The organism is Sulfitobacter sp. EhC04, from assembly GCF_001650875.1.
Classification (GTDB): domain Bacteria; phylum Pseudomonadota; class Alphaproteobacteria; order Rhodobacterales; family Rhodobacteraceae; genus Sulfitobacter.
In genome coordinates this window covers 91,852-116,098 of record NZ_LXYI01000009.1, presented here as the reverse complement: position 1 = coordinate 116,098, position 24,247 = coordinate 91,852, and the positions used below count along the sequence as shown (strand labels likewise).

Annotated in this window: 20 protein-coding genes and 1 tRNA gene; 10 read left to right on the top strand and 11 right to left on the bottom strand. The window is 64.4% G+C overall.

Features of this window, described 5'->3' with window-relative positions:
- Positions 1-330: 330 nt before the first annotated feature.
- From A8B82_RS04855 to A8B82_RS04835, 5 genes are all read right to left on the bottom strand, one after another.
- On the bottom strand, positions 331-1,449 hold the full coding sequence (locus A8B82_RS04855) for a PAS domain-containing sensor histidine kinase (RefSeq protein ID WP_067288962.1): 1,119 nt from the start codon (positions 1,447-1,449) through the stop codon (positions 331-333).
- A 66-nt stretch (positions 1,450-1,515) separates the two neighbouring features.
- Positions 1,516-2,070 carry a CvpA family protein gene (locus A8B82_RS04850; protein ID WP_067288954.1) on the bottom strand — a complete coding sequence of 185 codons (555 nt, stop codon included), beginning with the start codon at positions 2,068-2,070 and terminating at the stop codon, positions 1,516-1,518.
- Between the two features lie 26 nt (positions 2,071-2,096).
- Positions 2,097-3,464 carry a DNA repair protein RadA gene (gene radA, locus A8B82_RS04845; RefSeq protein WP_067288952.1) on the bottom strand — a complete coding sequence of 456 codons (1,368 nt, stop codon included), beginning with the start codon at positions 3,462-3,464 and terminating at the stop codon, positions 2,097-2,099.
- 55 nt (positions 3,465-3,519) lie between these two features.
- Entirely contained in the window at positions 3,520-4,746 is a 1,227-nt protein-coding gene (locus tag A8B82_RS04840; protein WP_067288950.1) for a Tm-1-like ATP-binding domain-containing protein, read from the bottom strand.
- Positions 4,743-6,227 carry an aldehyde dehydrogenase family protein gene (locus tag A8B82_RS04835; RefSeq protein ID WP_067288948.1) on the bottom strand — a complete coding sequence of 495 codons (1,485 nt, stop codon included), beginning with the start codon at positions 6,225-6,227 and terminating at the stop codon, positions 4,743-4,745. The genes A8B82_RS04840 and A8B82_RS04835 overlap by 4 nt, the downstream gene beginning before the upstream one ends.
- A gap of 174 nt (positions 6,228-6,401) precedes the next feature.
- Between A8B82_RS04835 and A8B82_RS04830 the strand changes: the two genes are divergently transcribed.
- The 8 genes from A8B82_RS04830 to A8B82_RS04795 are packed head-to-tail and all read left to right on the top strand — an operon-like array spanning position 6,402 to position 14,968.
- Positions 6,402-7,337 carry a tripartite tricarboxylate transporter substrate-binding protein gene (locus A8B82_RS04830; RefSeq protein ID WP_067288945.1) on the top strand — a complete coding sequence of 312 codons (936 nt, stop codon included), beginning with the start codon at positions 6,402-6,404 and terminating at the stop codon, positions 7,335-7,337.
- 51 nt (positions 7,338-7,388) lie between these two features.
- The gene (locus A8B82_RS04825; RefSeq protein ID WP_138069669.1) at positions 7,389-7,922 is read left to right on the top strand and encodes a tripartite tricarboxylate transporter TctB family protein; all 534 of its coding nucleotides are present in this window, start codon (positions 7,389-7,391) and stop codon (positions 7,920-7,922) included.
- Positions 7,922-9,526, top strand: coding sequence for a tripartite tricarboxylate transporter permease (locus tag A8B82_RS04820; RefSeq protein ID WP_067288942.1), 1,605 nt, complete (start codon positions 7,922-7,924; stop codon positions 9,524-9,526). The genes A8B82_RS04825 and A8B82_RS04820 overlap by 1 nt, the downstream gene beginning before the upstream one ends.
- On the top strand, positions 9,507-10,763 hold the full coding sequence (locus A8B82_RS04815; protein WP_067288940.1) for a cytochrome P450: 1,257 nt from the start codon (positions 9,507-9,509) through the stop codon (positions 10,761-10,763). The genes A8B82_RS04820 and A8B82_RS04815 overlap by 20 nt, the downstream gene beginning before the upstream one ends.
- A 7-nt stretch (positions 10,764-10,770) precedes the next feature.
- Positions 10,771-12,063, top strand: a complete 1,293-nt coding sequence (locus A8B82_RS04810) for a glutamine synthetase family protein (protein ID WP_067288938.1) — start codon at positions 10,771-10,773, stop codon at positions 12,061-12,063.
- A gap of 1 nt (position 12,064) precedes the next feature.
- Positions 12,065-12,799 carry a type 1 glutamine amidotransferase gene (locus tag A8B82_RS04805; protein WP_067288935.1) on the top strand — a complete coding sequence of 245 codons (735 nt, stop codon included), beginning with the start codon at positions 12,065-12,067 and terminating at the stop codon, positions 12,797-12,799.
- Positions 12,799-13,599, top strand: a complete 801-nt coding sequence (locus tag A8B82_RS04800) for an IclR family transcriptional regulator (RefSeq protein WP_067289467.1) — start codon at positions 12,799-12,801, stop codon at positions 13,597-13,599. Before A8B82_RS04805 ends, A8B82_RS04800 begins: the two co-directional genes overlap by 1 nt.
- 13 nt (positions 13,600-13,612) lie before the next feature.
- Entirely contained in the window at positions 13,613-14,968 is a 1,356-nt protein-coding gene (locus A8B82_RS04795; RefSeq protein ID WP_067288933.1) for an aminotransferase class III-fold pyridoxal phosphate-dependent enzyme, read from the top strand.
- Positions 14,969-15,085: 117 nt separating this feature from the next.
- Here the strand turns inward: A8B82_RS04795 and A8B82_RS04790 are convergent, their stop codons facing one another.
- Positions 15,086-16,006 (bottom strand): SMP-30/gluconolactonase/LRE family protein, encoded by a 921-nt coding sequence (locus tag A8B82_RS04790; RefSeq protein ID WP_201120741.1) that lies wholly within the window; start codon positions 16,004-16,006, stop codon positions 15,086-15,088.
- 122 nt (positions 16,007-16,128) lie between these two features.
- Here A8B82_RS04790 and A8B82_RS04785 point away from each other — a divergent pair, with 122 nt between their 5' ends.
- Positions 16,129-16,899: an SDR family oxidoreductase gene (locus tag A8B82_RS04785; protein WP_067289462.1), complete on the top strand. Its 771-nt coding sequence runs from the start codon at positions 16,129-16,131 to the stop codon at positions 16,897-16,899.
- A 122-nt stretch (positions 16,900-17,021) separates the two neighbouring features.
- On the opposite strand, the gene A8B82_RS24660 is transcribed toward A8B82_RS04785, so the two are convergent.
- From A8B82_RS24660 to selA, 5 genes are all read right to left on the bottom strand, one after another.
- On the bottom strand, positions 17,022-17,543 hold the full coding sequence (locus A8B82_RS24660; protein ID WP_268873792.1) for a UGSC family (seleno)protein: 522 nt from the start codon (positions 17,541-17,543) through the stop codon (positions 17,022-17,024).
- 23 nt (positions 17,544-17,566) lie between these two features.
- Positions 17,567-19,171, bottom strand: a complete 1,605-nt coding sequence (locus tag A8B82_RS04770; RefSeq protein WP_067288926.1) for a peroxiredoxin family protein — start codon at positions 19,169-19,171, stop codon at positions 17,567-17,569.
- A 56-nt stretch (positions 19,172-19,227) separates the two neighbouring features.
- Positions 19,228-19,322: transfer RNA gene (locus A8B82_RS04765), tRNA-Sec, on the bottom strand.
- Positions 19,323-19,513: 191 nt separating this feature from the next.
- Complete coding sequence (gene selB, locus A8B82_RS04760; protein WP_067288923.1) at positions 19,514-21,424, bottom strand: selenocysteine-specific translation elongation factor; 1,911 nt, start codon at positions 21,422-21,424, stop codon at positions 19,514-19,516.
- Complete coding sequence (selA, locus tag A8B82_RS04755; RefSeq protein ID WP_067288920.1) at positions 21,421-22,815, bottom strand: L-seryl-tRNA(Sec) selenium transferase; 1,395 nt, start codon at positions 22,813-22,815, stop codon at positions 21,421-21,423. The genes selB and selA overlap by 4 nt, the downstream gene beginning before the upstream one ends.
- A gap of 237 nt (positions 22,816-23,052) precedes the next feature.
- Here selA and A8B82_RS04750 point away from each other — a divergent pair, with 237 nt between their 5' ends.
- On the top strand, positions 23,053-24,189 hold the full coding sequence (locus A8B82_RS04750) for a TAXI family TRAP transporter solute-binding subunit (protein WP_067288917.1): 1,137 nt from the start codon (positions 23,053-23,055) through the stop codon (positions 24,187-24,189).
- Positions 24,190-24,247: the final 58 nt, after the last annotated feature.

Below are 24,247 nucleotides of genomic sequence, written 5' to 3'. Positions count from 1 at the left end.
ATCGCCCGACCTGGAGGGCGTTCCAGACCTGTATGTGATGGGAAACGTTTCAGCCCGCAGACCGGATCATGGCTTGGCTGACGGTGCAAAATCGCCCTCCGGGGGGAGGTCGGGCGATGCCCGGCTGACGCCGGGCGGAGGCGCTTGGGGGTAGGCACCGCGCCAATGGCACCGCAACAAAGTCCACGAACTGGACCTTGCCCCACACGGCACCCAACGTCCGGTCCGGATCGGAAACACTCGATGTTTTGGGCCAATATTGCATGATGCCGCCCCTAGGCAGGAATCCAAAAAAGGCCCCATTGAGTCAAGGATGCGCGGCGTTCCACATCAGACCGACTGCTGTTGCAGCGATGGGCGCGATGGCAGGGGCAGTTGCCGGGCGATGGCCTGCGCCCCCGTGGCCACGATCCGCCCTGGCAGGGTGAACCGGATCGTGGCACCGCCCATCGTGGGGGAGTTGCCGGCGGTGATCGTGCCGCCACGGGCTCGGATCATGCGCCGGACACCGAACAGCCCGTAGCCGCCGTCCACCCGGAAACCGCCGCCGTTCATCAGTTGCAGCGCGGCATCGCTGAAACCCTTGCCATTGTCCTCAAGCGTGACGGCGATCATGCCGCCGGGCAATTGTTCGACCGAGATGTCCAGCAGCATCTGCACTCTGCCGGTGTGTTTCACCGCATTCTCGATCAGGTTGCGCAGGGCGATCTGCAGCGCTGTTTTGTCGGTCAGCAGGGCGGCGGGGGTGACATTGACGTGATGGCGTTCTTCGGGGTCGAGGATATCGCAGATCAGACAGGTCAGTTCGGAGAGGTCGAACAGCGTTTCGGTCTCCTCCGCCTCGACCGACTGGGTGTGCAACAGGATATCGTCGATCAGCTTCATGGTTTTGTCGGCAATGCCGTCCATCATGTTGATCATGTCCAGCTTGCCATCGCCGTGATCGACGAAATCGTCCTTGAGCATTTCCGCCAGCATGGTGACATTGCGCATTGGCGCGCGCAGATCATGGGCCGCCATCGCCACGAACTGCTCCATCTCGGAGGCGGCGGTGTGAAAGGAAACCCTCGCCTCCCGCGCCCTGGTTTCCTCGGTGATATCAAGCGATGCGCCATAAAGCCTGAAAACCCTGCCGTCCGCATCCATTTCCGGCGACAGCGTGGTGCGCACCTGCCGGACCTCGCCCGCCAGGGGCAACTGCAGCTCGTAGGTCAGGGGCTTACCGCCTTTGGCAACCTGGCAATGGCGCGACAATGCCGCGCGCCCGTAAACGGTGTCATAGATCTGTGCCGCCGTGCGCCCCAGGTAGTCCGACAGGGGCCGCCCGCTGATCGCGCGGGCGCTGGCGTTGAATGCGCAATAGACCGGCAGGCCGTCTGCCGGCACCTCCAGCACAAAGACGGGGGTGGCAATGTAATCCAGATGGGCAAATTGGTCCGTATCGGACATGAGACTGCTCCTGACGGGGGCAATCTACCGTTGCTTGGATAACAGAAGGTTAAACCCCGACCGGGCTCAGGCGCCGCAGCTGCCCACCAGTTCCTCGTAGCGCGTGGTGATCCAACCCAACGCATCCTCGGGGTTTTGTTCCTCGATCTGGCCGGTGAAGCGCGCGAATACGGTGGCCGACCGGCTTTCATCAACCATGGTGAACTGCTGATCCGGGATGACCGTTTGATAGACGAAAAAGGCAATCGCCACCAGGATGATGCCCCGCGCCACACCAAAGACAAAGCCAAGCCCCTGGTCCAGCCCACCCAGAACGGAGCGTTGCACCAGCGAAGAAAACAGCGGCGTGAACAGCGAGACCACGATCAGCGCCACGGCAAAGACGATGGCAAAGGCCCCGATGATGGACAATTCGCAGCTGTCGGCCAGGAATTCGCCGACCACAGGCAGTTCGCGTACCAGCGGTTCGACCTGCGGCGCAAAGAGATAGGCCAGCACCGCCGCGGCGATCCAGCCGACAATGGCCATCAACTCGCGCACCAACCCGCGGCCATAAGCCAAAAGCGCGGAAAGCACGATGACCAGCGCCACCACGCCATCAATAATGGTAAACCCGTCCATCTGCTGCTCGCCTTCGTCCCAGGGCGCTATCCAGCGCCGAATATTTCACCGACAAAACCGGTCAGATCGCTCAGTTGATTGAGCGTGATGCCCGTTGTCCCCACCGCTTTGCCCCCTGCGGGCGCGATTGCGGAGGTAAAACCAAGTTTTTGCGCTTCTTTCAACCTGTTTTCAGTCTGACTGGCGGGCCGCAGCGCACCAGAGAGGCTGATTTCGCCAAAAACCACTGTTTCTGCGGGCAGCGCCACATCTTCGCGCGCGCTCAGCAGGGCGGCGGCAACCGCCAGATCGGCGGCGGGTTCGGACACCTTCATGCCGCCCGCGACGTTCAGATAGACGTCAAGCCCGGCAAAAGGGATGCCACAGCGCGCCTCAAGCACGGCGAGAATCATCGCCAGCCGCCCTGAATCCCAGCCCACCACCGTGCGCCGCGCCTGGCTGTGGGGCGAGGGGGCGACCAGCGCCTGGAACTCGACCAGCACGGGCCTTGTGCCTTCGATCCCGGCAAAGACCACCGATCCGGCAGAGGGTTCGCCGCGTTCGGACAGGAACAGGGCCGAGGGGTTGGTGACCTCGGCCAGGCCCTGGCCGGTCATTTCGAACACCCCGATCTCGTCCGCTGGTCCAAAGCGGTTCTTGACCGCGCGCAGGATGCGGAACTGATGGCCGCGCTCTCCTTCGAAATAAAGCACGGTATCGACCATATGTTCGACCACGCGGGGCCCGGCGATCTGGCCGTCCTTGGTGACATGGCCCACCAGAATGACCGATGTGCCGGTGCGCTTGGCGAAGGCTGTCAATTCGTGGCTGGCGGCGCGCACCTGACTGACCGAGCCGGGGGCGCTTTCGACATTGTCGGCCCACATGGTCTGGATGGAGTCGATGATGGCAAGCTGCGGGCGTTCGCGGTCCAGCGTGGTCAGGATATCGCGCAGGTTGGTCTCTGCCGCCAGTTTCACCGGCGCATCCGACAGGCCCAGCCGCTGGGCGCGCATGCGCACCTGTGCGCTGGCCTCTTCGCCGCTGACGTATATGGTTTTCAGCCCGTTGCGTGCAAATTGCGCGGCCGCCTGCAACAGCAGCGTCGATTTGCCGATGCCCGGATCGCCGCCCACCAGAATGGCCGAGGCCGCCACCAGACCTCCGCCCAGCACGCGGTCAAGCTCTGCGATCATGCTTTGGCTGCGCGGCGGCGGGGCCTCTTCGGTGCTCAGATCCGTCAACGTCACCGCAGAGCCGCGCCGCGCGCCCAGCGACTTGCTGGGTGGGCCTGCGGAAATTCCCTTGTCCTCCTGAATGGTGTTCCATTCACCGCAGCCATCACAGCGCCCGGACCATTTGTTGAACGTCGCGCCGCAGGCCGTGCAGGAAAATGTCTTGGTTGGTTTTGCCATGCAGCCTTTTGCCCGTGGCCGGGAGAGAGGTCAAAGGAAAACCGGTCTCCGGGCCCTACAGCACCCCGTCAGCCCGCCAGGCGTCAAAGACTTCAAGCGCCATGTCAGAGAAGGCCGTGTCGTTAATATGCGCGTCCAGCGAAATCAGTCGTACGTTGTCCGGACACCGCGCCTTGATCTCGGCCACAAAGGCGATCAGGCCATCGGGGTCGGACAGCGGCCCGCCTGGGCGGTCCCATTCGTTGCATCCCTGTTCAGGCAGGATCAGCACCGTGGGTCCCTGCGCCTGCGCCAGCTTGTCACACATCGCGCGCGCCATGTCGCGGCGCTGTCCGGCGGTCATCATCACCGAGGACAGCAGCCGGTTGTGGGCATGAATTTCTTGCCCCGCGACCTGCGCGGGCGGGTCCTGCCAGCCGACGAAATCCACGAGGTCATAGCATCCCGGTGCAATGATCTGGGGGATGCCGGCACGCCCGGCGGCGGTCATCCGGTCCGCGCCCGCGCTGATCGTCGATCCCATCAGGTGATTGCCAACCTCCTGCGGGGCGAAATCCATCACAGCGGCAAAGGCGCCCTCGGCGGCCAGACTTTCAAAAGCACGTCCGCCCATGCCCGTGGCATGAAATACAGCGACTTCAAAACCGCGTTCCTCCAGCGCCGGTTTCAGGCTGACCATGTAGTGCAGCACCGTCTTGCCAAAGGAGGTCATGCCGATCAGCGGGCGGTCGCGTTCGGGTGGTTCAACCGCGCGTGCCGCGCCAAGCACCGCACCGGCGGCCTGCGACAGCGACGCCTTGCAGACCGAGTTCAGCCCGTAGAGCCCGCCCGCCCAGAGGATCATCTGCACATCCGCCGCCAGACGATCAGGCGGGATCAGCGCTGAAAAGCTGACGGTCGAGACGATGTATTTCGGTACGCCCAGGGGCAGTGCCGCACAGACATCCAGTGCCAGATCGGTGCCCATGGTCCCGCCCAGCACGATGACCCCGTGAATATCCCCCGACCGGTACAGGCGCAGCGCCTCGGTTGCGGCCCCTTTGGCCATGATCTGCATCGCGATGTTTTCGTCGCCGCTGTCGATGGCGTCGGCGATGGAATGACCCCCGGCCTCGGCCACCTGATGTTTGGACACATCCGTGGGCCCGGAAGGGTCGCCAAGCACGCTGACATCCATGCTCAGAACGCCGCCGCCCTGACGGCGGATCACATCGCCGAGGTAATTCAGTTCGTCGTCCTTGGTGTCATAGGTCCCGACGACCAGAATGGTGCGGTTCTTCATAGCTTGATCCACGCTGTTTTCAGGTCGAGGTACTTGTCAAAGGCATGCGGGGACTTGTCATGCCCGTTGCCCGATTGCTTGACGCCGCCCAAAGGTACGCTCAGGTCCGATCCGCCGTAGGTGTTCACATGCACCAGCCCGGCCCGTATCCTGCGCACCATCCGGTGCGCGCGGCCCAGATTGGCGGTCCAGACGGCAGCGGCAAGGCCATAGTCGGTGCCATTGGCTAGGTTGACGGCGTCGTCCTCGGTGTCAAAGGCCTGCACGGCCAGCACGGGGCCGAAGACTTCTTCCCGCGCGAGCCGGTCATCGGACTGCACGCCGGTGATTACGGTGGGGGCCATGTAGTAGCCGCCCGTGTCTTGCAGAATGCGCCCGCCGCCCGTGACAATGGTGCGCCCCTGTGCGCGGGCCTCTTCGACAAAGGCAAGGTTGCGGTCCAGTTGCGCCTGCGAATTGACCGCGCCGCAGGTGGTGTCCGGGTCCAGCGGGTCCCCGACTTTCATGGTCTGGGTAAAGGCGGCCAGCTTTTCGACAAATTCATCGTGGATGCTGCGTTCCACCAGCAGGCGCGACCCGGCGATACAGACCTGACCTGCGTTGCGGAAGATGCCGTTGGCCGTGACCTTCACCGCCTCATCCAGATCGGGGGCATCGGCAAAGACAATGTTGGGGGATTTGCCGCCCAGTTCCAGATAGACCCGTTTCAGGTTCGAGCGGGCCGAGGCCTCAAGCAGCCGCCGCCCGGTGGGGCCGGAGCCGGTAAAGACCAGCACATCCACATCCATCGATTCCGCAATGGCCGCGCCCACTTCAGCCCCCGGTCCGGTGACAACATTCAAAACGCCGGGTGGCACCCCCGCGTCCAGCGCCAGCTCCGCGATGCGCAGCAGGGTCAGCGATGCAGTCTCTGCCGGTTTCAGCACCACGCTGCATCCGGCCGCCAGCGCCGGTCCCAGTTTCCATGCGCCGATCATCAACGGGAAATTCCAGGGCACGATGGCCCCCACGACCCCCGCCGGTTCGCGGTGCACCAGCCCCAGCGTGCCGGGCGCGGTCGGGGCGATTTCGCCATATAGCTTGTCGATGCTTTCGGCGTAATAGCGGATGGTGCCAGCCGCCGACAGCGGCTCGGCCTTCAGTGCCATGCCGATTTCGGTGCCGTTTTCGCGCACCCCCAGCACCGCAATCTCCAGTGCGTGTTCTTCGATCAGTGCCGCCCATTTCAGCAGCACCGCCTTGCGCGCTGCCGGGGCCAGGTTGGCCCAGACCCCGCTGTCAAAGGCGCGTCGCGCCGCGGCGATGGCCTGATCCGCATCCGCGCGGGTGCCCTTTGCCATTGTGGTCAGGACCGCACCGTTCAGGGGGGAGCATACCTCCATTTCCCGGCCGTCCGACGCGGCGACGGCAGCGCCGCCGATCAAATGGCGGGCAGGGGGCACGGGCGCATCCCGCAACTCTGCGATTCGGCTTTGGTCCATCGGGCATTCCTCCATCGGGCGTTGCGTCAAAACGGAGCGCATTACAGCGGTCGAACGGCTCGGCCACCTTGGCTGTCTCAAATGAACTGTTGACAGGTGGGTGTGGAAAGTCAAGAATTTCAAACCAGTGGTTCGAATAATGAACCATGCTGATAATATAACAGGGAGTTCACCATGAAGACGGTTCTGACCGCAACAATCGCGGCCCTTGCGCTGGGCCTTGCCGGGCCTGCATTGGCCGAATACCCCGAAAAGCCGGTGACGTTCATCGTGCCGTGGCCTCCGGGCGATCTGGAAGACGTGCTGACACGGATGATCGCCGAGGATTTCCAGACCGAATACGGCGTCGCCGCGGCGGTTGTGAACAAGCCCGGCGGCGGCGGCGGCCCGTTCCCCGGTGCCATCGACGTGGCCACCGCCCCGGCGGACGGTTACACCATCGGGTCTTTCGTGCCCGCCGTGTCCCTGGTCGGCCACCAGATCGACATTCCCGAACTGACGCCCGAGAAGTTCGACCCCATCGGCATCTTTCTGACCTATCCCTTTGTCATCGCAACCTCGGGCAATGCGCCCTATTCCTCGATGCAGGAGCTGGCCGCCTACGCCAGGGAGAACGATGTGGTTCTGGGTCACTTTGGCGACGTGCTGACACCGACACAGGTGACCAAGGCGCTTGCCAGCAAGATGGATTTCAACTGGGCTTCCGACGCGGCTTTCGACGCGCTGGATTGCAACACGCTGGCCTCCGGCGATGCGGATGTCATCAACACGACGCTGCAGCTGATCCTGCCCTGCCTTGATCAGGTCAAGGTACTGGTGGCAATCACCGGTGAGCGGATCAGCAAGATCCCCGACACCCCCACCATCGGTGAAGTCGACGGCGATCTGAACATCGCGCTGTGGAACGGCCTGTTCGTGACCAAGGACACGCCCGAGGACGTCCGCGCCAAGATCGCGGCAGTGGCCGAAAAGACCGCGATGAGCGACCGCGCCCAGAAAGTGGCCGAAGAGACCGGCGCGCTGGTCTATTGGAAGGACGCTGCCGAAAGTGCCGCGATCATCGAGGCTGACAAGAAAACGCTCGGCGCGATCGGCGAAGCGCTCGACTAAGCCAGACGAAGGGGCCATGCCGGCCCCTTCCACTTGTCCGGGGGACATGACGTGAGCATTGAATCCGATCTTCAGGCCAGGACGCGCGTGGCGGGGCAGGCCGTGTTTATCCTTGGCGCACTGGGGCTGTCGCTGCTGCTGCTGTCACAGATCACCACACAGACCGTGTGGATCGAAGACGCCAAGTCCTTTCCCGCCCAGCCCCGGTTCTGGCCCGGCGTGGCGATTGCCATGATGGTCACCAGTTTCGGACTGCACCTCTTGCTCATGCGGCGCCGTCGCCCCGACCGGCTGGACTGGGTCGAGGCGCGGCGCTGGCTGGAGCCTTTGGAATATGTGCTGTGGTTCATGGCCTATGTGTTTCTGGTTCCGGTGGCAGGCTTTCTGCCGATGAGCCTGATCTTCGCCTGCGCGCTGACATGGCGGCTGGGCTACCGGGATGCGGGCTATTTCTGGGTCGCGGCACTTTTTGCGGTCTGCACGGTTGCCCTTTTCAAGGGGCTTCTGGGCGTCAAGATCCCCGGTGCGGCCGTCTATGATGCGTTGCCCGGCACGCTTCGCTCCTTTTTCATATTGTACCTGTGATGGATATCCTTCTTTCCGCGATAGAGGTTCTGTCCCGCTGGGATGTGGCCATCGCCCTTCTGGTGGGGTCCATCGGCGGGGTCGCCATCGGTGCGATCCCCGGCGTGGGGCCTGCGGTGGCCATCGCGATCCTGCTGCCCGCGACGTTTTCGATGGATCCGATTGTGGGGCTGACGGTGCTTTTGGGCATCTACGGCTCCTCCATGTTCGGCGGAGCGATACCGGCGATCCTGATCAACACGCCCGGCACCGCCGTCAATGCGCTGACCACCTATGACGGCTACCCGATGACCCTGCGGGGCGAGGGGCGGCGCGCGCTGTCGCTGGCCTATTCCGCCAGCTTCTTCGGCGGTATCTTCTCTGTCATCTGCCTGATTGCGCTGTCGCCGCTGCTGGCACGCGTCGCGCCGATGTTCGGCTCGCGCGAGATTTTCCTGGCCGCGCTTCTGGGCATCATTCTGGTGATCGTGGCGCATCGGGGGCAGATGCTGATGGCGACGGCGCTGACCGGTTTTGGCATCTTTCTGTCTACCGTGGGGCTGGAGCCGGTCAAATACACCCGCCGCTTTACCTTCGACCAGACATGGCTTGCCAGTGGCGTGAACCTGATCGTGGTGGTGCTGGGGCTTTTCGCGCTCAGCCAGGCGCTGGTGCTGCTGACCATGGACGATGAAAAGGTGCGGCTGACAAAGTCGCGCGGCTCGCTGTTCCAGGGGTTTCGCGAGCTGGCGCGGCATCCGCGTGTCGCGACCGTATCTGCCGGTTTCGGCGTTTTCATGGGGATGATCCCCGGCGTGGGCGAATTCACCGCGCAGTTCATGTCCTACACATCCGCGCGGAAGATGTCGAAAACGCCCGAGGCCTTCGGTCAGGGCTCCGCCGAAGGGTTGATTGCATCGGAAACCGCCAACAACGCGGTGCCTGCGGCGGCGATGATCCCGCTGCTGGCGCTGGGCATTCCGGGCGAGGCGCTGACCGCGATGATGCTGTCGGTCTTTTACGTTCACAATGTGGTGCCGGGGCCGGGGCTGTTCCTGTATCAGATGGATTTCGTGGTGGCGCTGTACCTGGCGCTGCTGCTGCTGAATGTCCTTGTGGTGATCTTCCTGCTGATCTCAACCGGCTGGCTGGTGTATCTGACAAAAATCCCCAACCGTTTCCTGGGCATGTGCATCCTGCTGCTCAGCTTTGTCGGGGTCTATTCGATCCGCAATTCGGCGGTGGACTGCGCCATCGCGGCGGTCTTTGGCCTGATCGGTTACGTGCTGAAACGGCTGAACCTGCCCATCGTGCCGATTGTGCTGGGCATGGTGCTGGGCGGCATCATGGAGGTCAAGCTGCGGGCATCGATGAACCGGGTGAACACGCCTTTCGACTTCATCGACCGGCCCATCGCCTTTGTCATTTTCGCGCTGATCGTGGTGATCCTGCTGGGCACCTTCTGGCGGGTCTGGCGCGACTGGGTGCCGACCGACCGCCGCAGCCTGGCACGCAAATCCTCTGACCGCTTTGCCCGGCGCATCGCGGGGCGCAAGACGCGGCATTTTGAAATCAAGACGAAACAGCAAAGGCGCAGACGCAGCTATGACCATATGGGTTCCTGAAGACGACGGGTTCGCCGACCTGGGCAAGCATGACAGCTTTGCCAACGGCGCGCCCTACAACACCTTTGCCCGGTTGCGGGCCGAAGACCCCTGCCATTGGTCGGACTTCGATCAGGGCAAGGGATACTGGTCGATCACAAGGCACGAGGACATTGTGCAGATGATCCGCGATACGGAGACGTTTTCATCGGCCCAGGGCATCCGGATGGAGGATCAGACACCCGAAGAATACCTGGCCCGCCGCACCTTTCAGGAGACGGATGGCACAGATCACCGCAAGGTGCGCATGAAGGTGGCACGGGCGTTCTCGCCCGGTGTCGTGGCAGGTTTCGAGGACCAGATCCGCGATCTGTGTCATCCGATCCTGGATGCGGCGCTGGCCAAGGGCGAATTCTGCGCCACACAGGACATCGCGCGCGAACTGCCGATGCGGATGCTGGGCCAGATCCTTGGCACCCCGGACGCGGATCTGCCCTGGCTGGTGGACAAGGGCGATGCGCTGATGGCCAACACCGATCCCGATTTCACCGACCATGTGGCCGACAAGCTGGACACCGACGCCTACCGCCTGATGCCGTTCAATTCCCCTGCGGGCGCGGAGCTTTATGAATACGCCCGCGCGTTGATGGAAAAGAAGAACGCCGCAGGCGATACAGACGGTATCCTGCACCTGATCCTGCAACCGGACGAGAATGGCGAGGTGATTTCGGAAAGCGATTTTCGCAACTTCTTCTGCCTGCTGGTGGCAGCGGGCAATGACACCACGCGCTATTCCATCGCCGCGGGCATCCAGGCGCTGGCGCGCCAGCCCGGTCTGCTGGAGGAAATGCAATCCGGCGCGGTCTGGGCCAGCGCCCCGGATGAGATCGTGCGCTGGGCCTCGCCCGCCACCTACTTCCGCCGCACCGCCACCCGCGACACCGAGGTCCATGGCAAGCAGATCAGGCAGGGCGACAAGGTGCTCTACTGGTTTGTCTCGGCCAACCGCGACGAAGAGATGTTCGAGGACCCCTACAGGTTGACCTTTGCGCGCAAGCCGAACCGCCAGCTGGGCTGGGGGCAGGGTGGGCCGCATGTCTGCCTTGGGATGCATCTGGCCCGGCTTGAGGTCCGCGTTCTGTTCGAGGAACTCACCAAGCGGATCAAAAGCATCGAACCCGCCGGGCCGGAGGCCTTTGTCCGCTCCAATTTCGTCGGCGGGATCAAGCGTCTTCCCGTGCGCGTCACGCTGAATTGAGGTTGCCATGACTGACCGATTACGCGCCTTGTTCATCGACCACCTGTCGATCCCGCGCGGCAAATACCTGCCGGGGTCAAAGATCGGCGACAATGACACCCGCTTTGCCCGCGCCACCTTTGGCGTCCATTACGACCGCGACCTGCTGCTGGACGCGCCCTTTGCCAAAGTGCGCGAGGGGATGCCGGACATGGAACTGCGCTGGCGGGGCGATGACATCCGCGCCAGTTGGGAGCCGGACACGAAAATTGTGCTGGGTGATCTTTACGACACCGACGGCATGGCCCTGCCACTGTGTCCGCGCGGGGCGTTGAAACGGGCGATTGCGGACTGGGGCAGGCACGGGCTGACCCCCAAGGTCGGGATCGAGCTTGAGGCCTATGCGTTTCAGGGTGACGAAAATGGTCGGTTGCGCCCCTATGATGCGCCCGGCGGCGTGGTCTATGGCACCGGACCTTTCGCCGACCCGATGCGGTTCAATGACGTGATCTGGCGCAAGGCCGGGGAAATGGGCTTTCAGCTCGACATGATCACGGCGGAATACGACAGCCCGCAGTTCGAATATACGCTCACCTTCGATGACGCGCTGAAGGCCGTCGACGACATCGTGCTGTTCCGCCTGATGGCGCGTGAGGTCGCGCTGGATCACGGGATCATCCTGACCTTCCTGCCCAAACCCATCGCGGATGTGGGCGGATCGGGGATGCACATCAACTTTTCCTTCACCGATGCGGCGGGACAGAATGCGCTGGCCGCCGGTCCGCTGGGCGGGCCGGATCACCTCAATGACCTGTCGCGTGGCTGCCTGGCGGGGCTGGTTCATCATCACAAGGCGCTGGCCGGGCTCCTGGCCCCCACCGCGACCTCCTATCTGCGGCTGCAGCCGGGGTCGTTGTCGGGGTACTGGCAGAACTGGGGCGGCGATCACCGCGCGGTGACCACGCGGGTCTCCTGCGAAGGCGGGGCCAAGGCGCGGCTGGAACACCGGATGGCAGACGCCAGCGCCAACCCCTATACCGCTACCGCCGCCGTGTTGCAGGCCGCAAGACTGGGCTTTGAGGGCAAGCTGGCCCTGCCTGCAATCGAGACCGGTGACGGATTTGACTGGACCGATGCGAAACACGGCGTTGCGCCCAATCTCAGGCAGGCCATGAAGGACCTGCAGGCCGACAGGGTGCTGGCAGAGGCCGTGGGCGAAGAACTTGTCGCACATCAGGTTTTCATGAAGGAACGGGAATACCGCAAGACTCGAGACATGGAACCCAATGCCCTGCTGGATTTCTACGTGTGGTTTGTCTGACATGAACATCGCGATCCTGATCACCAACACCGATGACAGCGCCTTTGCCCATGCACGGCCCCATGATGGCGAGAAATTCGCCGATCTGATCCACCTCGTGCGCCCGGGCTGGAGCTGCGTGCCGTTCTGGGTCTGCCGGGGTGTGTTCCCGGAAGATATTCAGAGCTTCGACGGCGTGATGATCACCGGCAGCCCCGCATCGGTGAATGCAGACCTGCCCTGGATGCTGCGTTTGCAGGCGCTGATCCGCGGCATGATCACCGCCCGCTTGCCGCTGTTCGGGGCCTGTTTCGGGCATCAGCTGATCGCCAAGGTGCTGGGCGCGCCGATTGTCCCGAATCCGCAAGGGTGGGGGCATGGGCTGTTGGACGTCCGGCGTGTGGGCCTGACGCCCTGGGCCGGGCCGGACCGGGAACTGGCGCTTTACGGATCGCACATTGAACAGGTTGGCGCTGTGCCGGAGGGCGCGCAGGTCGTCTTTGAGGGGCCGGGCTGCGCGGTTGCCGGTTTTGCGATTGGCACCAGCCTGTTCACGGTTCAGCACCACCCGGAAATGACCCACCAGTTCATCACCGACCTTGTCGAACATTATGCCGACGAGGTCGGTGCCGAGGTGACGGAAAAGGCCCGCGCCTCTCTGCGCTGCCGGGCCGACCGACGGGTCTTTGCCGAAGAGATCGCGCGCTTTTTCGAATATGCGGAGGCCCATGTAATGCCTGAACAGGGGGGATGGTGATGGGGACGATTACCAAGGCGCTTGAACTGCTTGATCATTTCACCAAGGCCAGATCAGAAATCGGGCTGGGCGATTTTGCCCGCCTGGCCGGCCGGGACAAGGCCACCGTCCACCGCCATCTGGCGGAACTGGAGCGTAACGGCTTTCTGGAACAGGATGCGGTGACACGGGCCTACCGGCTGGGGCCTGCGCTGCTGCGGCTGACGGCGGTGCGCGAGGCCGCCTTTCCGGTGCGCCGCCTGCTGCGTCCTATCGTGACCGAGCTGGCCGATGACCTGGGCGAACTGGCCCATGCCTCGCTTTTGCAGGGCGGCATGCTGTCTTCGGTGTTCCACTACGATCCCATGCGCCATGGCACCCAGGTCTCCTTTGATGCGGCTGAAATGCTGCCCCTGCACGCCACGTCGAGCGGGCTGGCGGTGCTGGCCTTTGCCGACGCGGAACTGGTCGACAGGGTCCTGGCACAGCCGCTTGCCCCGATGACGGAAAAGACGATCACGAACCCCGATGCCCTGCGCGCGATGATGGCCGAGGTTCGCGCGGCTGGCACCAGCCAGCTCGACAGCGCCTTTGATACCGAGGTCACCTCTCAGGGCGCGCCGCTGTTCGGGCAGGGGGGCAAGGTGATCGGCGCGCTTTCCGTCGCCGTCCCGAGGGCGCGCGCGACGCCCGACGTTCTTGCCGCGATCACCCCGCGGCTGAAGGCAGCGGCGCAGGCCGCCACGTTCAGCCTCGGCGGTCGCGATCCGGAATTCACCCAAACCGACCGTCCCTCGCAGGTTCTGTCACAAGCCAAATAGAATAGGACACCCGATGAAAGACTCCAACTTTCTCAAGGAACATAACGCCCGCAACCTCTGGCACCCGATGACCCACCCGGCGGACAGCCTTGCCAATCCGCCGCAGATCATCGTGGGTGGCGAAGGTGTTCACATCACCGACGTGGATGGTCACCGCACCATCGACGCGGTGGGCGGGCTGTGGAACGTCAACCTGGGCTATTCCTGCGCCCCGGTGAAAGAGGCGATCACCGCGCAGATGGACAAGCTGCCCTATTATTCCATCTTTCGCGGCACCTCGAATGACGTGGTGATCGAGTTGAGCCAAATGCTGAAAGACTTCTTTGAACCTGACGGGTTGAGCCGCGCGTTCTTTACCTCCGGCGGGTCGGATTCGATGGAGGTCGCGCTGCGACTGGCGCGGCAATACCACAAGATCCGGGGCGCGGCGGGGCGGGTGAAATACCTGTCCCTGAAGAAGGGCTATCACGGCACCCACACCCTGGCGGCCAGCGTCAACGGCAATGCCAATTTCCGCACCCAGTACGAGCCGATGATGCCCGGATGTTTCCACATTCCGGCCCCCTATACCTATCGCAACCCCTTCAACGAGACCGACCCGGAAAAGCTGGCGCAGCTTTGCCTGGCCGCGCTGGAAGACGAGATCGCCTTTCAGGGCGCGGAAACCATTGCGGCCTTTGTGATGGAGCCGATACTGGGCGCGGGTGGGGTGATCCCGCCGCATCCCAGCTTCATGCCGGGTGTCCGCGACATCTGCGACCGCCACGGGATCCTGCTGATCGCGGACGAGGTGATCACCGCATTCGGCCGCACCGGCGACTGGACCGGATCGCGCCACTGGGGGGTCAGGCCCGACATGTCCTGCACTGCCAAGGCGATCACAAACGGATATTTTCCATTCGGGGCGGTGATGATCTCTGACGCGATTGCAGAGGTGTTCGAGGGCGACAAGACCGGCAAGGGCGCAATTGCCTCCGGCTATACCTATTCGGGCCATCCCGTGGGCGCGGCGGCGGCCGTCGCCTGCCTGCGTGAAACCGAGCGGCTTCAGGTCAAGGACAACGCCGCCGCGCGCGGTGCCCAGATGTTCGAGGGCATGACCAGGCTGGCCAAGACCCATGAGGTGATCGGCGATGTGCGCGGCGGTCACGGGTTGATGACGGCAATCGAGCTGACGTCGAACCGTGCCACCAAGGCGGGCGTCGACAAGAAGCTGATCGCCACCCTGCATCAGGTGACCTATGAACACGGGGCGATGGTGCGGACCTCCGGGTCCAATATCATCCTGTCCCCGCCGCTGATTATTTCAGAAGACGAAGTTGCGCGCATCATCGACGCGCTGGACGCGGGCCTTGCTGCTGTTTCGTGATGTTTGATCGCCGCCCCCGGATCACGCGTGATCCGGGGGCTGTAGGTGCCGCAGGCCTCAAACCACTGACCTTTTGTGGTTTTGCTGTCAGCGGTGTCGGATAAATGGGTTCTGGCCCTAGGCGTTGAAGTTCAGCCGAAGGCCCGGTTCCGGCCAGCGCGCGTGATACAGGCAGCCGGTCCCGGAGGCCGTGATCCAGGCGTCGCGCATGTCCGGCCCGCCAAAGCAGATGTTGGTGATATAGGGATCGCCCGGTCCCGCGACATAGCGCACCGGGCCGCCATCCACCGGCACAACGCTGATCCCGCCGCGCATCAGGGTCGCCACACAGATCTGCCCGTCTGCCTGCACCGCCAGACTGTCCAGCAACTGATAATCGGGCAGGGTGGTGAGCAACCGCCCCGGCATGGTATAGGGATGCGGTTGGGTCCTGCCGGGTTCCAGCAGATCAAAGCTCCAGACCCTTCCGGTGCGGGTTTCGGCCACATGCACGGTCTTGTCATCCGGCGACAGACCAATGCCGTTGGGCGTGATCATCGGCGCATGGACCCGCGTGATCCGGCTGCCGTCCGGTCTGGCGTAATAGAACGCTCCATGATGCACGTAGTCTGGCGTGGTCTTGCCCAGATCGGTGAAATAGAAACCCCCTTCCTTGTCAAAGACGATGTCATTGGGGCCGCGCAGGGGCTGGCCGTCGCAGGCATCATAAACCGTCTCGAACGCGCCGGTCACCGGATCGACCCGCTGGATCGAGCCGCTGACGTAATCATCCGGCGTGCCGATGGGGCGGGTGATCTCATCCCCTTCGGTCCAGACAAAGCCGCCGTTGTTGCAGACATAGATCATCCCGTCCGGCCCCACCGCCGCGCCATTGGGGCCACCGCCCAGCTCGGCAATGACCTGCTTGCCTCCGTCCGGCTTGACGCGGGTCAGGCGCTGGCCGCGTATCTCCACCAGGATCACTGATCCGTCATCCATGGCGATGGGGCCTTCGGGAAAATCCAGCCCCTCGCATACCAGTGTCAGCGTCACGTCCATGTCATCCTCCCGCAGCGCATTGTCGCCTCCGCTCAGAACAGCATGAGGGCCCTGCCAGCGCAATGGACATGGGCGGACTTCTGTGTCTGTCTTGGCCCGAACACCGCATGAGGGAGGAAACCATGGGTACTCTGACAGGAAAGACCGCCTGGGTCACAGGTGCCGGTGGCGGCATCGGGGAGGCGGCGGCAAAGGCATTGGCGGCGAGCGGGGCCCATGTGGTGCTGTCGGGGCGGCGGCAGGCCGAACTTGACCGCGTCGCGGCAGCGATCGCACAGGCAGGCGGCACGGCAGAGGCGCAGGTTCTTGACGTGATCGACCCCGATGCAACACAGGCGATCTGCGACGATGTGATGGCCCGGCGCGGGCGGATCGACATTTTCATGGCCAATGCAGGTATCAACGTCCCCAACCGCGCGGTAAACGCCATCACGCCTGCCGATTTCGCCCGGGTGGTGGACATCAACCTGAAGGGCGTGATGAACGGCGTTCTGGCTGTCCTGCCGCAGATGCGGGCGCGGGGTGACGGCACGCTGATCCTGACGTCTTCCTGGGCGGGACGGCACCCGTCGCGGCTGACCGGACCCGCCTACAGCGCGTCAAAACACGCGGTTGTGGCGCTGAGCCATTCGATCAATCAGGATGAGGGCGTGAACGGGATCCGCTGCACCGCCCTGATGCCCGGCGAGGTCGCAACACCGATCATGCAGCACCGCCCCAGGCCCCCCTCTGAGGCAGACATGGCAAGGATGCTTCAGGCCGAGGACCTGGGCGCAATGGTCCGCTATATCGCCGAGGCCCCGCCCCATGTCTGCATCAACGAAGTGCTGATCAGCCCCACATGGAACCGCAGCTTTGTCGGCGTTGCGGAGCTGGGCGGGATGAAGCTGTAGCGGCGCGTTGCTGCGGGGCCGCGACCACAGGCACCCACCCGGCCTGTGCCTCATGGCTCACCGCTTCCTTTCGGGTTAATTATCTGTCGCGCAGCCCTTCCGGAAGGGCTGCGCGACGCGTTTCAGCCTGCGGTCAGTGCGGCGATGATGTCATCCGCCGCCTGCGCCGCCTTGGCGCGCATTTCAGCGTCAGTCGCATCCTGAATCGGATGCGGCACCAGCACATAGCGCGCGTCATTCATGCCCAACGCGCGGCGCTGCGATTCTGCGGCCTGGCCAAATTCGCTCGATGCGATGGCGACTGCCGGGATCCCCTGGATTTCAAACCAGACGTTGTCGTGCATACTGCACGTCGTACAGGAACCTCAGTCGGCCAAAGCCTCGATCACAAAATTGCAGTCACCGCGAATCTCATGGCGCAGCGCATCGGGGCAGGGTTTAGCAAAGGTCGGCTTGGTATAGCGCCGGGTGGTGATCCCGGGGGCTTTCTCTGCCAGCAGACCTTCGAGCGCATCCAGAAACACATTGCCGCGCGGCTTGCTGATGTCCAGCAGGCCGACCACCCCCGACAGGCTGCCCGGACGTTCGGCCACCTGCCGCTCTACCGGGGTGCGTTCGTCCGTGGGGTCGAGAATTGTCGTCATAGGCGTTCTCCTCTGTCCATAACCTAACCCGGATCAATCTTTCTGGAAACCGAGATCGAGCCGACCTCCCCCGTGGCCCAGCCGTGGAACGCGGAGGAGAATTTGCCCGCGTCCGATCCGGCCACCACGATATGGATGAAATCGGTGCCGGCAAATTTCGGCGCCGGGCGGTCAAGCGCCTCTGCATCCATCCCTGCGGCGGCGTCGGGCAGGATACCGGCACCGGATCTTTCGTCGGCCAGCATCTCCCGCAAGGGCCGCGAAGTGACCTGCTGTATCCGGTCGCGCAGGCGGTCCTTGTCCCATGGGCCGTCCCGCATCAGCGTGTCGATATGTTCCGGGCAGACCACCAGCAGCGCGTCGACAGGAAGGTTGTGCATCTTGGGCAGGAACACCCCCTCCAGCCCCATGCCCAGCGAGCCTGCGATCTGCTCCGGGCCGCGCGAGGTCTGATCCACGATATGGACCGGCCCGCCGGTCATGGCAAAGACGGTCACCACCGAATCCTCCCGGTTGAAACCCCGCTCCACATGCAGCGGCTCCCAGGGCGCGCGTTCTTCCCATTCCGCGAAACACATGGTGAATTTCATCGGATTGCCAAGGGTGGAGCGTTCGACCCCCCCGGTAGAGGCACCGCCGACATTGCGCACCACCAGCCGCAGCGCGCGGCCTATGGTGGCATTGGCACGGTTGCCGGCCCCCAGCGCCCCCAGCTTCATGTTCATGCCGATCCTGTCGCGGATCGGGCCGTTCACAACCATCACCGGGGCCGCACCCATCGTGGTCGCGGTGACGCCGTGGATGTTGAAGGCATCGGTGCAGACCGCCTCGACCCCGGCGATGACCACGGGCAGATACTCGGGTTTGCACCCGGCCATCACCGCGTTGATCGCGACCTTCTCCACCGTGGCCTCGCCCATGTTTGGCGGCACGGTGGCCACCACGTCCTGCGCGTCGCGGTGGGTGCCTGCCAGCATCCGCATCACCCGCTCGGGCGTGGGCGGCACCAGCGGCAACCCGTCAGAGAATCCCTGGTCGAACATGAACTCCGCCACATCGTCGCTGCTGGCGATCTCGATGCGCCGCGCGCGGATCGGGCTGCCTTGCGCCTCGGCGCGCAGCTTGTCAAAGACCTCGGGGTCCAGGTGCTTTGACCCACATCCCGGTCGCCAGGCGGGGAGGCCCTGCCAGTCGACCTGTGCGGCTGGTGTGCCGGTCTGGGCTGCCAGGTCAGCGGCCAGCGCCTCCCAGTCGCTGCGCACGAAGCCTTCGAAACGGGTCATGCATGTGCCGTCCGCATCACACAGGAACACCGATGGCACGCTTTCGATGTCCCAGGCAAAGGCGGTCTTGCAGGCGCGGTCATCCAGCACCGGCATCCTCAGCCCATGGCGCTGGGCGAAAACCGTGCTGGCGTCACCCGACTGGGACACCAGCAGGACATCCATCTCTGACCCGAACGCGCGGTGAAACGCCTCCAGCACCGGGCCTGCCGTATTGCAGGTTTCGCAATCTTGCTTGACGAAACAGACCAGCGCCCTGCGCCGGGTGGGAAAGCTGTGGGTTGCGCCCGCCAGATCTGCCAGAGAGAATCCGGGCGGCGAAATATCCGCTGTCTCATTGTGCATCCTGGCCCCTCCCGCTGGTCAGGACACAGTGTGGCGCATCGCGCCGCGATGTCCAGTGGCGGAGGTGGATGGGAATCGAACCCACCACACGCCGTTGCGACGCGTCCATGGTTTTGAAGACCAGGGAAGCCACCAGACTCCAGTCACCTCCGTATGGCCCTGACCCCAAAGCGCCCCGCCTTGAACCTGAATCGCCAATACCCTGCCGCGCTGCGCGCTCTCGGGACATTGGCGAATTGATATGCTCCAGGTCAAAGGCGGGACGCTGTTAGCGCCAGTTTCATTGTTCCCAAAATATACCACGGGGGTCCGGGGGTGTGAAACCCCCGGTGCGCCACCCCCTCAACCCGCGCCATGGCCAGGGTCGCGCAATCCGCCCGGAACATCCGACATCCGACGCCGGTCGCCGCCGCGCGTGGTGACCCCGAGGGCATCGAAATGCTCCAGCAGCGGGACGATGATACGCCGACTTGTGTCCAGCGCCGCGCGGGCTTCGCCGGTGGTAAAGGCGGCAGGGGGCGGGAAGGCTGCGCGCAGCGCCCCCGCCGCCGTGCGCAGGGTCTCGCGGTGCAGCACCACGGTCTGTTTCAGCGCGATATTGGGCAGGGCGATCAACGCGCCCTGGTCGATCAGCAGGCCCAGCAGGTCCTGATCCTGAGGTCCGCCCAACACCTGCGACAGCGCAGGCGGTGCCAGCCCGCCATCGCGGACCGCGGCCTCGATCTGTGCCAGCCGCTCCAGATGCGCGCGCGGCAGTGCTGTCATTGGATCATGTCGTGCCAGCGCCATGCCGCGCTCGGATTGCCGGCAGGTGCCGTCCTCGATCAGCGCCTGCCGGACATGGTGCAGCAGGTCGGGGGCGGTGTCGCGCGGGCAAAGCGCCGAGAGCGGCACCGCCGATCTGGCCGGATAGCGCCTGTGATGGTCGCGGATGACCTGCAACAGCGCCGCCCGGCAATCTGCGATGGCCTCGGCAGAGGTCACCCTGTCTGCGGCTATCTCAATGACCTCGGGGCCAGGCGCCGCGCGCAGGGTCGCCAGATCCCGCCGCGCAAGCCTTGCCGCGTCTTGCAGGGGGACGGCACCGCCATTGGCGGCGATCAGGGCAAGGGCAACCTCGGCAAGGTCTTGCGCCACAGCGGCGCGCAACACCCGCACCCGCGCCTTGTCACCAGCCCGCGACGGCGGGGCTTGCGGGTCCAGCACAACCGCGCCGCCCAGTGTCGATGGCGGCGACAACCGGCGCAGGATCGCGCGTTGCCCGGCATGGGCCATGACCGGATGCCGGAACCGCAACTGGGCAAGGCCGTTCTCCCCCGCCGCCAACCTGCCCGCGCCAAAGAGCCGTATCTGCGCCACGACATGTGCGGTGCCGATATGCACACGAACCTCCTGCATGTGTTTCAGCCCCGCTGCCGCCAGCAGCGTCAGATGCACGTCGATGCAAGTCGATGCGTCACCCGCCGCCGCGCCACACAGGACCGCGCCACGCGGCACGTCTTCGACGGCAACGCCGCGCAGATTTGCGGCTGTGCGTCCGCCCGCGATGATCGTCTCTTGCGCCGCGTCCCGGCTGTGCAGCCCCCGGATGGTCACCGGCAGCGCGCCCGGTTGCAGCAGCATGTCCGCCCCGACCCTCAGCGCGCGCCCCAGCAGCGTCCCGGTGACGATGGTGCCGCGCCCCGGCAGGGTAAAGGCGCGGTCAACCGGCAGATAGGGGAAGGCCGGACCACGCCCCGCCTGCACCCGGCGCAGCAGGACTTCAATCGCCCCCTCCAGCGCCTGCACGCCGCTGCCTGTGACCGAGGAACAGGGGATCATCGGCGCATCGGCAAATGCGCTGCCCGCAAGATCGTCGCGGATGGCCGTCAGCACTTCGTCCAGCGCCCCGGTGGGCAGCAGGTCGGTTTTGGTCACCGCGATGACCGCCTCGGTAAGGCCAAGCAGAGCAGCAATCTCAAGGTGCTCGCGGGTCTGGGGCGCGATGCCATCAACGGCAGAGATCACCACCAGCGCGGCCTGCGCGCCAGAACTTGCCGAAATCATCGCCTGCACGAAATCGCTGTGGCCCGGCGCATCGACAAAATCGACGGTGCCGCCGGCATAGGTGCGATGGGCATAGCCTGCGACAATGGACAGGCCGCGTGCTTTCTCCTCGGCCAGCCGGTCGGTGTCGATCCCGGTCAGCCGCCGCACCAGAGCGGTCTTGCCATGGTCCACATGGCCGATCACCACAAGGCAGCAGACCGTCATCGGCGCAGGATCGCGGCAAAGGCCTCCGCGATCAGGGGCAGTTCATCGTCCTGCACGCTGCGCATGTCGAGCAGTACACGATCCTGCGCGATCCGGCCGATCACCGGGGGCGGGCCACGGCGCAGTGCCGCAGCCAGCGCCTCTGCCGACATTCCGTCGAGGCGGATGGACAGGGCCCGGCTGGGCAGGTCCTGCTCTGGCGAGGTGCCGCCGCCGACGCGGGCGGATGTGGCCTCTGTCTTGATATCGCGAACCCCGACCATGGCCAGCCTGTCCGCCAGCGCGGCGGCGCGCCCGGCCACATCTTCCAGCGGCTCCGACAGCATCCGCAGCACCGGCACCTCCTGCAATGGATCATGCGGCGCGCGGTAAAGCCGCAAGGTCGCCTCAAGGGCGGCCAGCGACAGTTTGTCGATGCGCAGCGCGCGCATCAACGGATGCGCCTTTAACTCTGCCACGATCTCGCGCCTTCCGGCGATGATGCCTGCCTGCGGCCCCCCCAGCAGCTTGTCGCCCGAGAACATGACCAGATCGACACCGGCCTTCAGCACATCGGAGACCACGGGTTCATCGCTCAGCCCGAAGCGGGTCAGGTCGACCAGCACGCCACTGCCGAGGTCTTCCATCAGGATCACCCTGCGTTCGCTGGCCAACCGGGCAAGCGCCTGCCTGTCGGGTGCTGCGGTGAAACCGACGATCCGAAAGTTGCTGGTATGGCTTTTCAGCAGCACGGCGGTGGTGTCGTCGATGGCATCGGCGTAATCCGCCACCCGCGTCTTGTTCGTCGTGCCCACCTCGCGCAGCCGTGCACCGCTTTGCGCAATCACGTCAGGCAGGCGGAAGGACCCGCCGATCTCGACCAATTCCCCGCGCGAGGCGACCACACTGCGCCCGCTTGCGGTGGCCATCAGGCTCAGCAGCACCGCAGCGGCACAATTGTTGACCACCACGGCGGCCTCGGCCCCGGTCAGATCGCGGATCAGCCCCTCCACATGGGCATGACGCGACCCGCGCTTGCCGGTTTCAAGGTCAAGCTCAAGGTTTGTCGCGTCTGCCCCCGCCCCAGTCATTGCCGCAATCGCCTGTGGGGCCATACGGGCGCGGCCCAGGTTGGTGTGGATGATGACGCCGGTTGCATTGATCACCGACCGGAGCGACGGCGCGCGCGCCGCCGTTATCTGCAGCGCCACCAGGGCGGCAAAATCCCCACCAGCAAAGTCGGGCAGGGCGGCGGGCGGTGTCGCGCTTTGCAGGGCTGCGCGCAATCCGCCGATGACGTCACGTAACGCCGCCGCAGTTTCTGCCCGGCTATAGGCCTGCGACAGGTCCGCAATGCTCGGCTGTGACAGCAGCGCCTCGATCTGAGGCAGGTCTTTCAGGCTGGCGGTCATTCATGGCCCCTCAAATCTGGTGACCTTCCCTGCATAGGTCAGGGGCGGCGGCGGGTCGAGAGCCACGGCGGCGCGCGGCTGCCAAGACAGGCGATGTGGTGTTGACTCCGCAAAGCCATGCTTCATATCTTGTTCCGTAAGGCGGAATTCGATTTCGCAACAGGGAGAGGCAAGACCACAATCAAGTTCAACACGCTTTCAAATGCGGAAGCGTCATAAAATTCCGGGGAGGAAACAATGAACTACATTACGTCAACGATCGCGGCGCTGGGCCTGACGGCCACCATGGCGACCGCGCAGGAGTTTGATCTGCCCAAGCAGATGAGCTGGACCGCCTATGACACAGGCTCGGCTGGCTATAACCAGGCTGTCGCCATCGGTGCGGCGCTTCAGGATGCGGCGGGTGTGAACCTGCGCGTGCTGCCGGGCAAGAACGACGTGTCGCGGACAGAGCCACTGCGGCAGGGCCGGGTGGAATTCTCTGCGACCGGCGTTGGCGGCAGCTTCATGGCGCAGGAAGGTGTGTTTGACTTCGGCGCGGAAAACTGGGGCCCGCAGCCCATCCGCGTGCTGATGGCCAACAATGGCGGCGCGATCAACCTTGCGGTTGGCGTGGCAAATGACCTCGACATCAAGGAATTTTCCGACCTCAAGGGCAAGCGCGTGGCCTATATCGTCGGCGCGCCCGCGCTGAACGTGAACACCGAGGCCTATCTCGCCTATGGCGGTCTGACATGGGATGACGTGGAGCGGGTCGATTTCGGCGGTTTCGGTGCCAGCTGGACCGGGCTGATCGAAGGCCAGGTCGATGCGGCCTTTGCCTCCACCAACTCCGGCAAGGCCTATGAGGCCGAAGCGGGTCCGCGCGGGTTGTTCTGGCCGCCCGTCGACCCCGACAATGCAGAAGGTCTGGCGCGGATGACGGCCATCGCGCCGTTCTTCACGCCGAACAAGGCCGTGGTGGGTGCCACCATCGACGGCACCGACGGGTATCAGGGGGCGGGCTATGCCTATCCCGTTCTGACGGCGATTGACGCCACCGATACGGATCTCGTGTACAACATGACCAAGGCGATGGTCGAACTCTTCCCCCAGTATGACGGCAAGGCACCGGGCATTGGCGGCTGGGCCATGGACAAGCAGGACATGGAATGGGTGGTGCCCTACCACGAAGGTGCGATCCGCTATTACACCGAAGCGGGTGTCTGGACCGATGCGGCACAGGCGCATAACGACAACCTGATTGCCCGTCAGGAAGCCCTGGCAAAAGCCTGGGAAGAAACCAAGGCCGCCAACCCCGCTGACTGGGAAGCGGCATGGGCCGACGCGCGCCGCAAGGCGCTGGAAGCCGGCGGTTTCGAAGTCGTCTTCTGATCTTCGCGACATGTGACCGAACCGGCCGACGTTTTCGCCGGCCGGTTTGCCCTGTGCC

Coding starts and splice junctions, on each gene's coding strand:
- A8B82_RS04850 (WP_067288954.1), bottom strand. CDS start 2,070: ATGGACGGGTTTACCATTATTGATGGCGTGGTGGCGCTGGTCATCGTG.
- A8B82_RS04750 (WP_067288917.1), top strand. CDS start 23,053: ATGAACTACATTACGTCAACGATCGCGGCGCTGGGCCTGACGGCCACC.
- A8B82_RS04810 (WP_067288938.1), top strand. CDS start 10,771: ATGACTGACCGATTACGCGCCTTGTTCATCGACCACCTGTCGATCCCG.
- A8B82_RS04840 (WP_067288950.1), bottom strand. CDS start 4,746: ATGAAGAACCGCACCATTCTGGTCGTCGGGACCTATGACACCAAGGAC.
- A8B82_RS04855 (WP_067288962.1), bottom strand. CDS start 1,449: ATGTCCGATACGGACCAATTTGCCCATCTGGATTACATTGCCACCCCC.
- A8B82_RS04800 (WP_067289467.1), top strand. CDS start 12,799: ATGGGGACGATTACCAAGGCGCTTGAACTGCTTGATCATTTCACCAAG.
- A8B82_RS04835 (WP_067288948.1), bottom strand. CDS start 6,227: ATGGACCAAAGCCGAATCGCAGAGTTGCGGGATGCGCCCGTGCCCCCT.
- selA (WP_067288920.1), bottom strand. CDS start 22,815: ATGACCGCCAGCCTGAAAGACCTGCCTCAGATCGAGGCGCTGCTGTCA.
- A8B82_RS04770 (WP_067288926.1), bottom strand. CDS start 19,171: ATGCACAATGAGACAGCGGATATTTCGCCGCCCGGATTCTCTCTGGCA.
- A8B82_RS04785 (WP_067289462.1), top strand. CDS start 16,129: ATGGGTACTCTGACAGGAAAGACCGCCTGGGTCACAGGTGCCGGTGGC.
- radA (WP_067288952.1), bottom strand. CDS start 3,464: ATGGCAAAACCAACCAAGACATTTTCCTGCACGGCCTGCGGCGCGACG.
- selB (WP_067288923.1), bottom strand. CDS start 21,424: ATGACGGTCTGCTGCCTTGTGGTGATCGGCCATGTGGACCATGGCAAG.
- A8B82_RS04820 (WP_067288942.1), top strand. CDS start 7,922: ATGGATATCCTTCTTTCCGCGATAGAGGTTCTGTCCCGCTGGGATGTG.
- A8B82_RS04805 (WP_067288935.1), top strand. CDS start 12,065: ATGAACATCGCGATCCTGATCACCAACACCGATGACAGCGCCTTTGCC.
- A8B82_RS04795 (WP_067288933.1), top strand. CDS start 13,613: ATGAAAGACTCCAACTTTCTCAAGGAACATAACGCCCGCAACCTCTGG.
- A8B82_RS04815 (WP_067288940.1), top strand. CDS start 9,507: ATGACCATATGGGTTCCTGAAGACGACGGGTTCGCCGACCTGGGCAAG.
- A8B82_RS04790 (WP_201120741.1), bottom strand. CDS start 16,006: ATGGACGTGACGCTGACACTGGTATGCGAGGGGCTGGATTTTCCCGAA.
- A8B82_RS04830 (WP_067288945.1), top strand. CDS start 6,402: ATGAAGACGGTTCTGACCGCAACAATCGCGGCCCTTGCGCTGGGCCTT.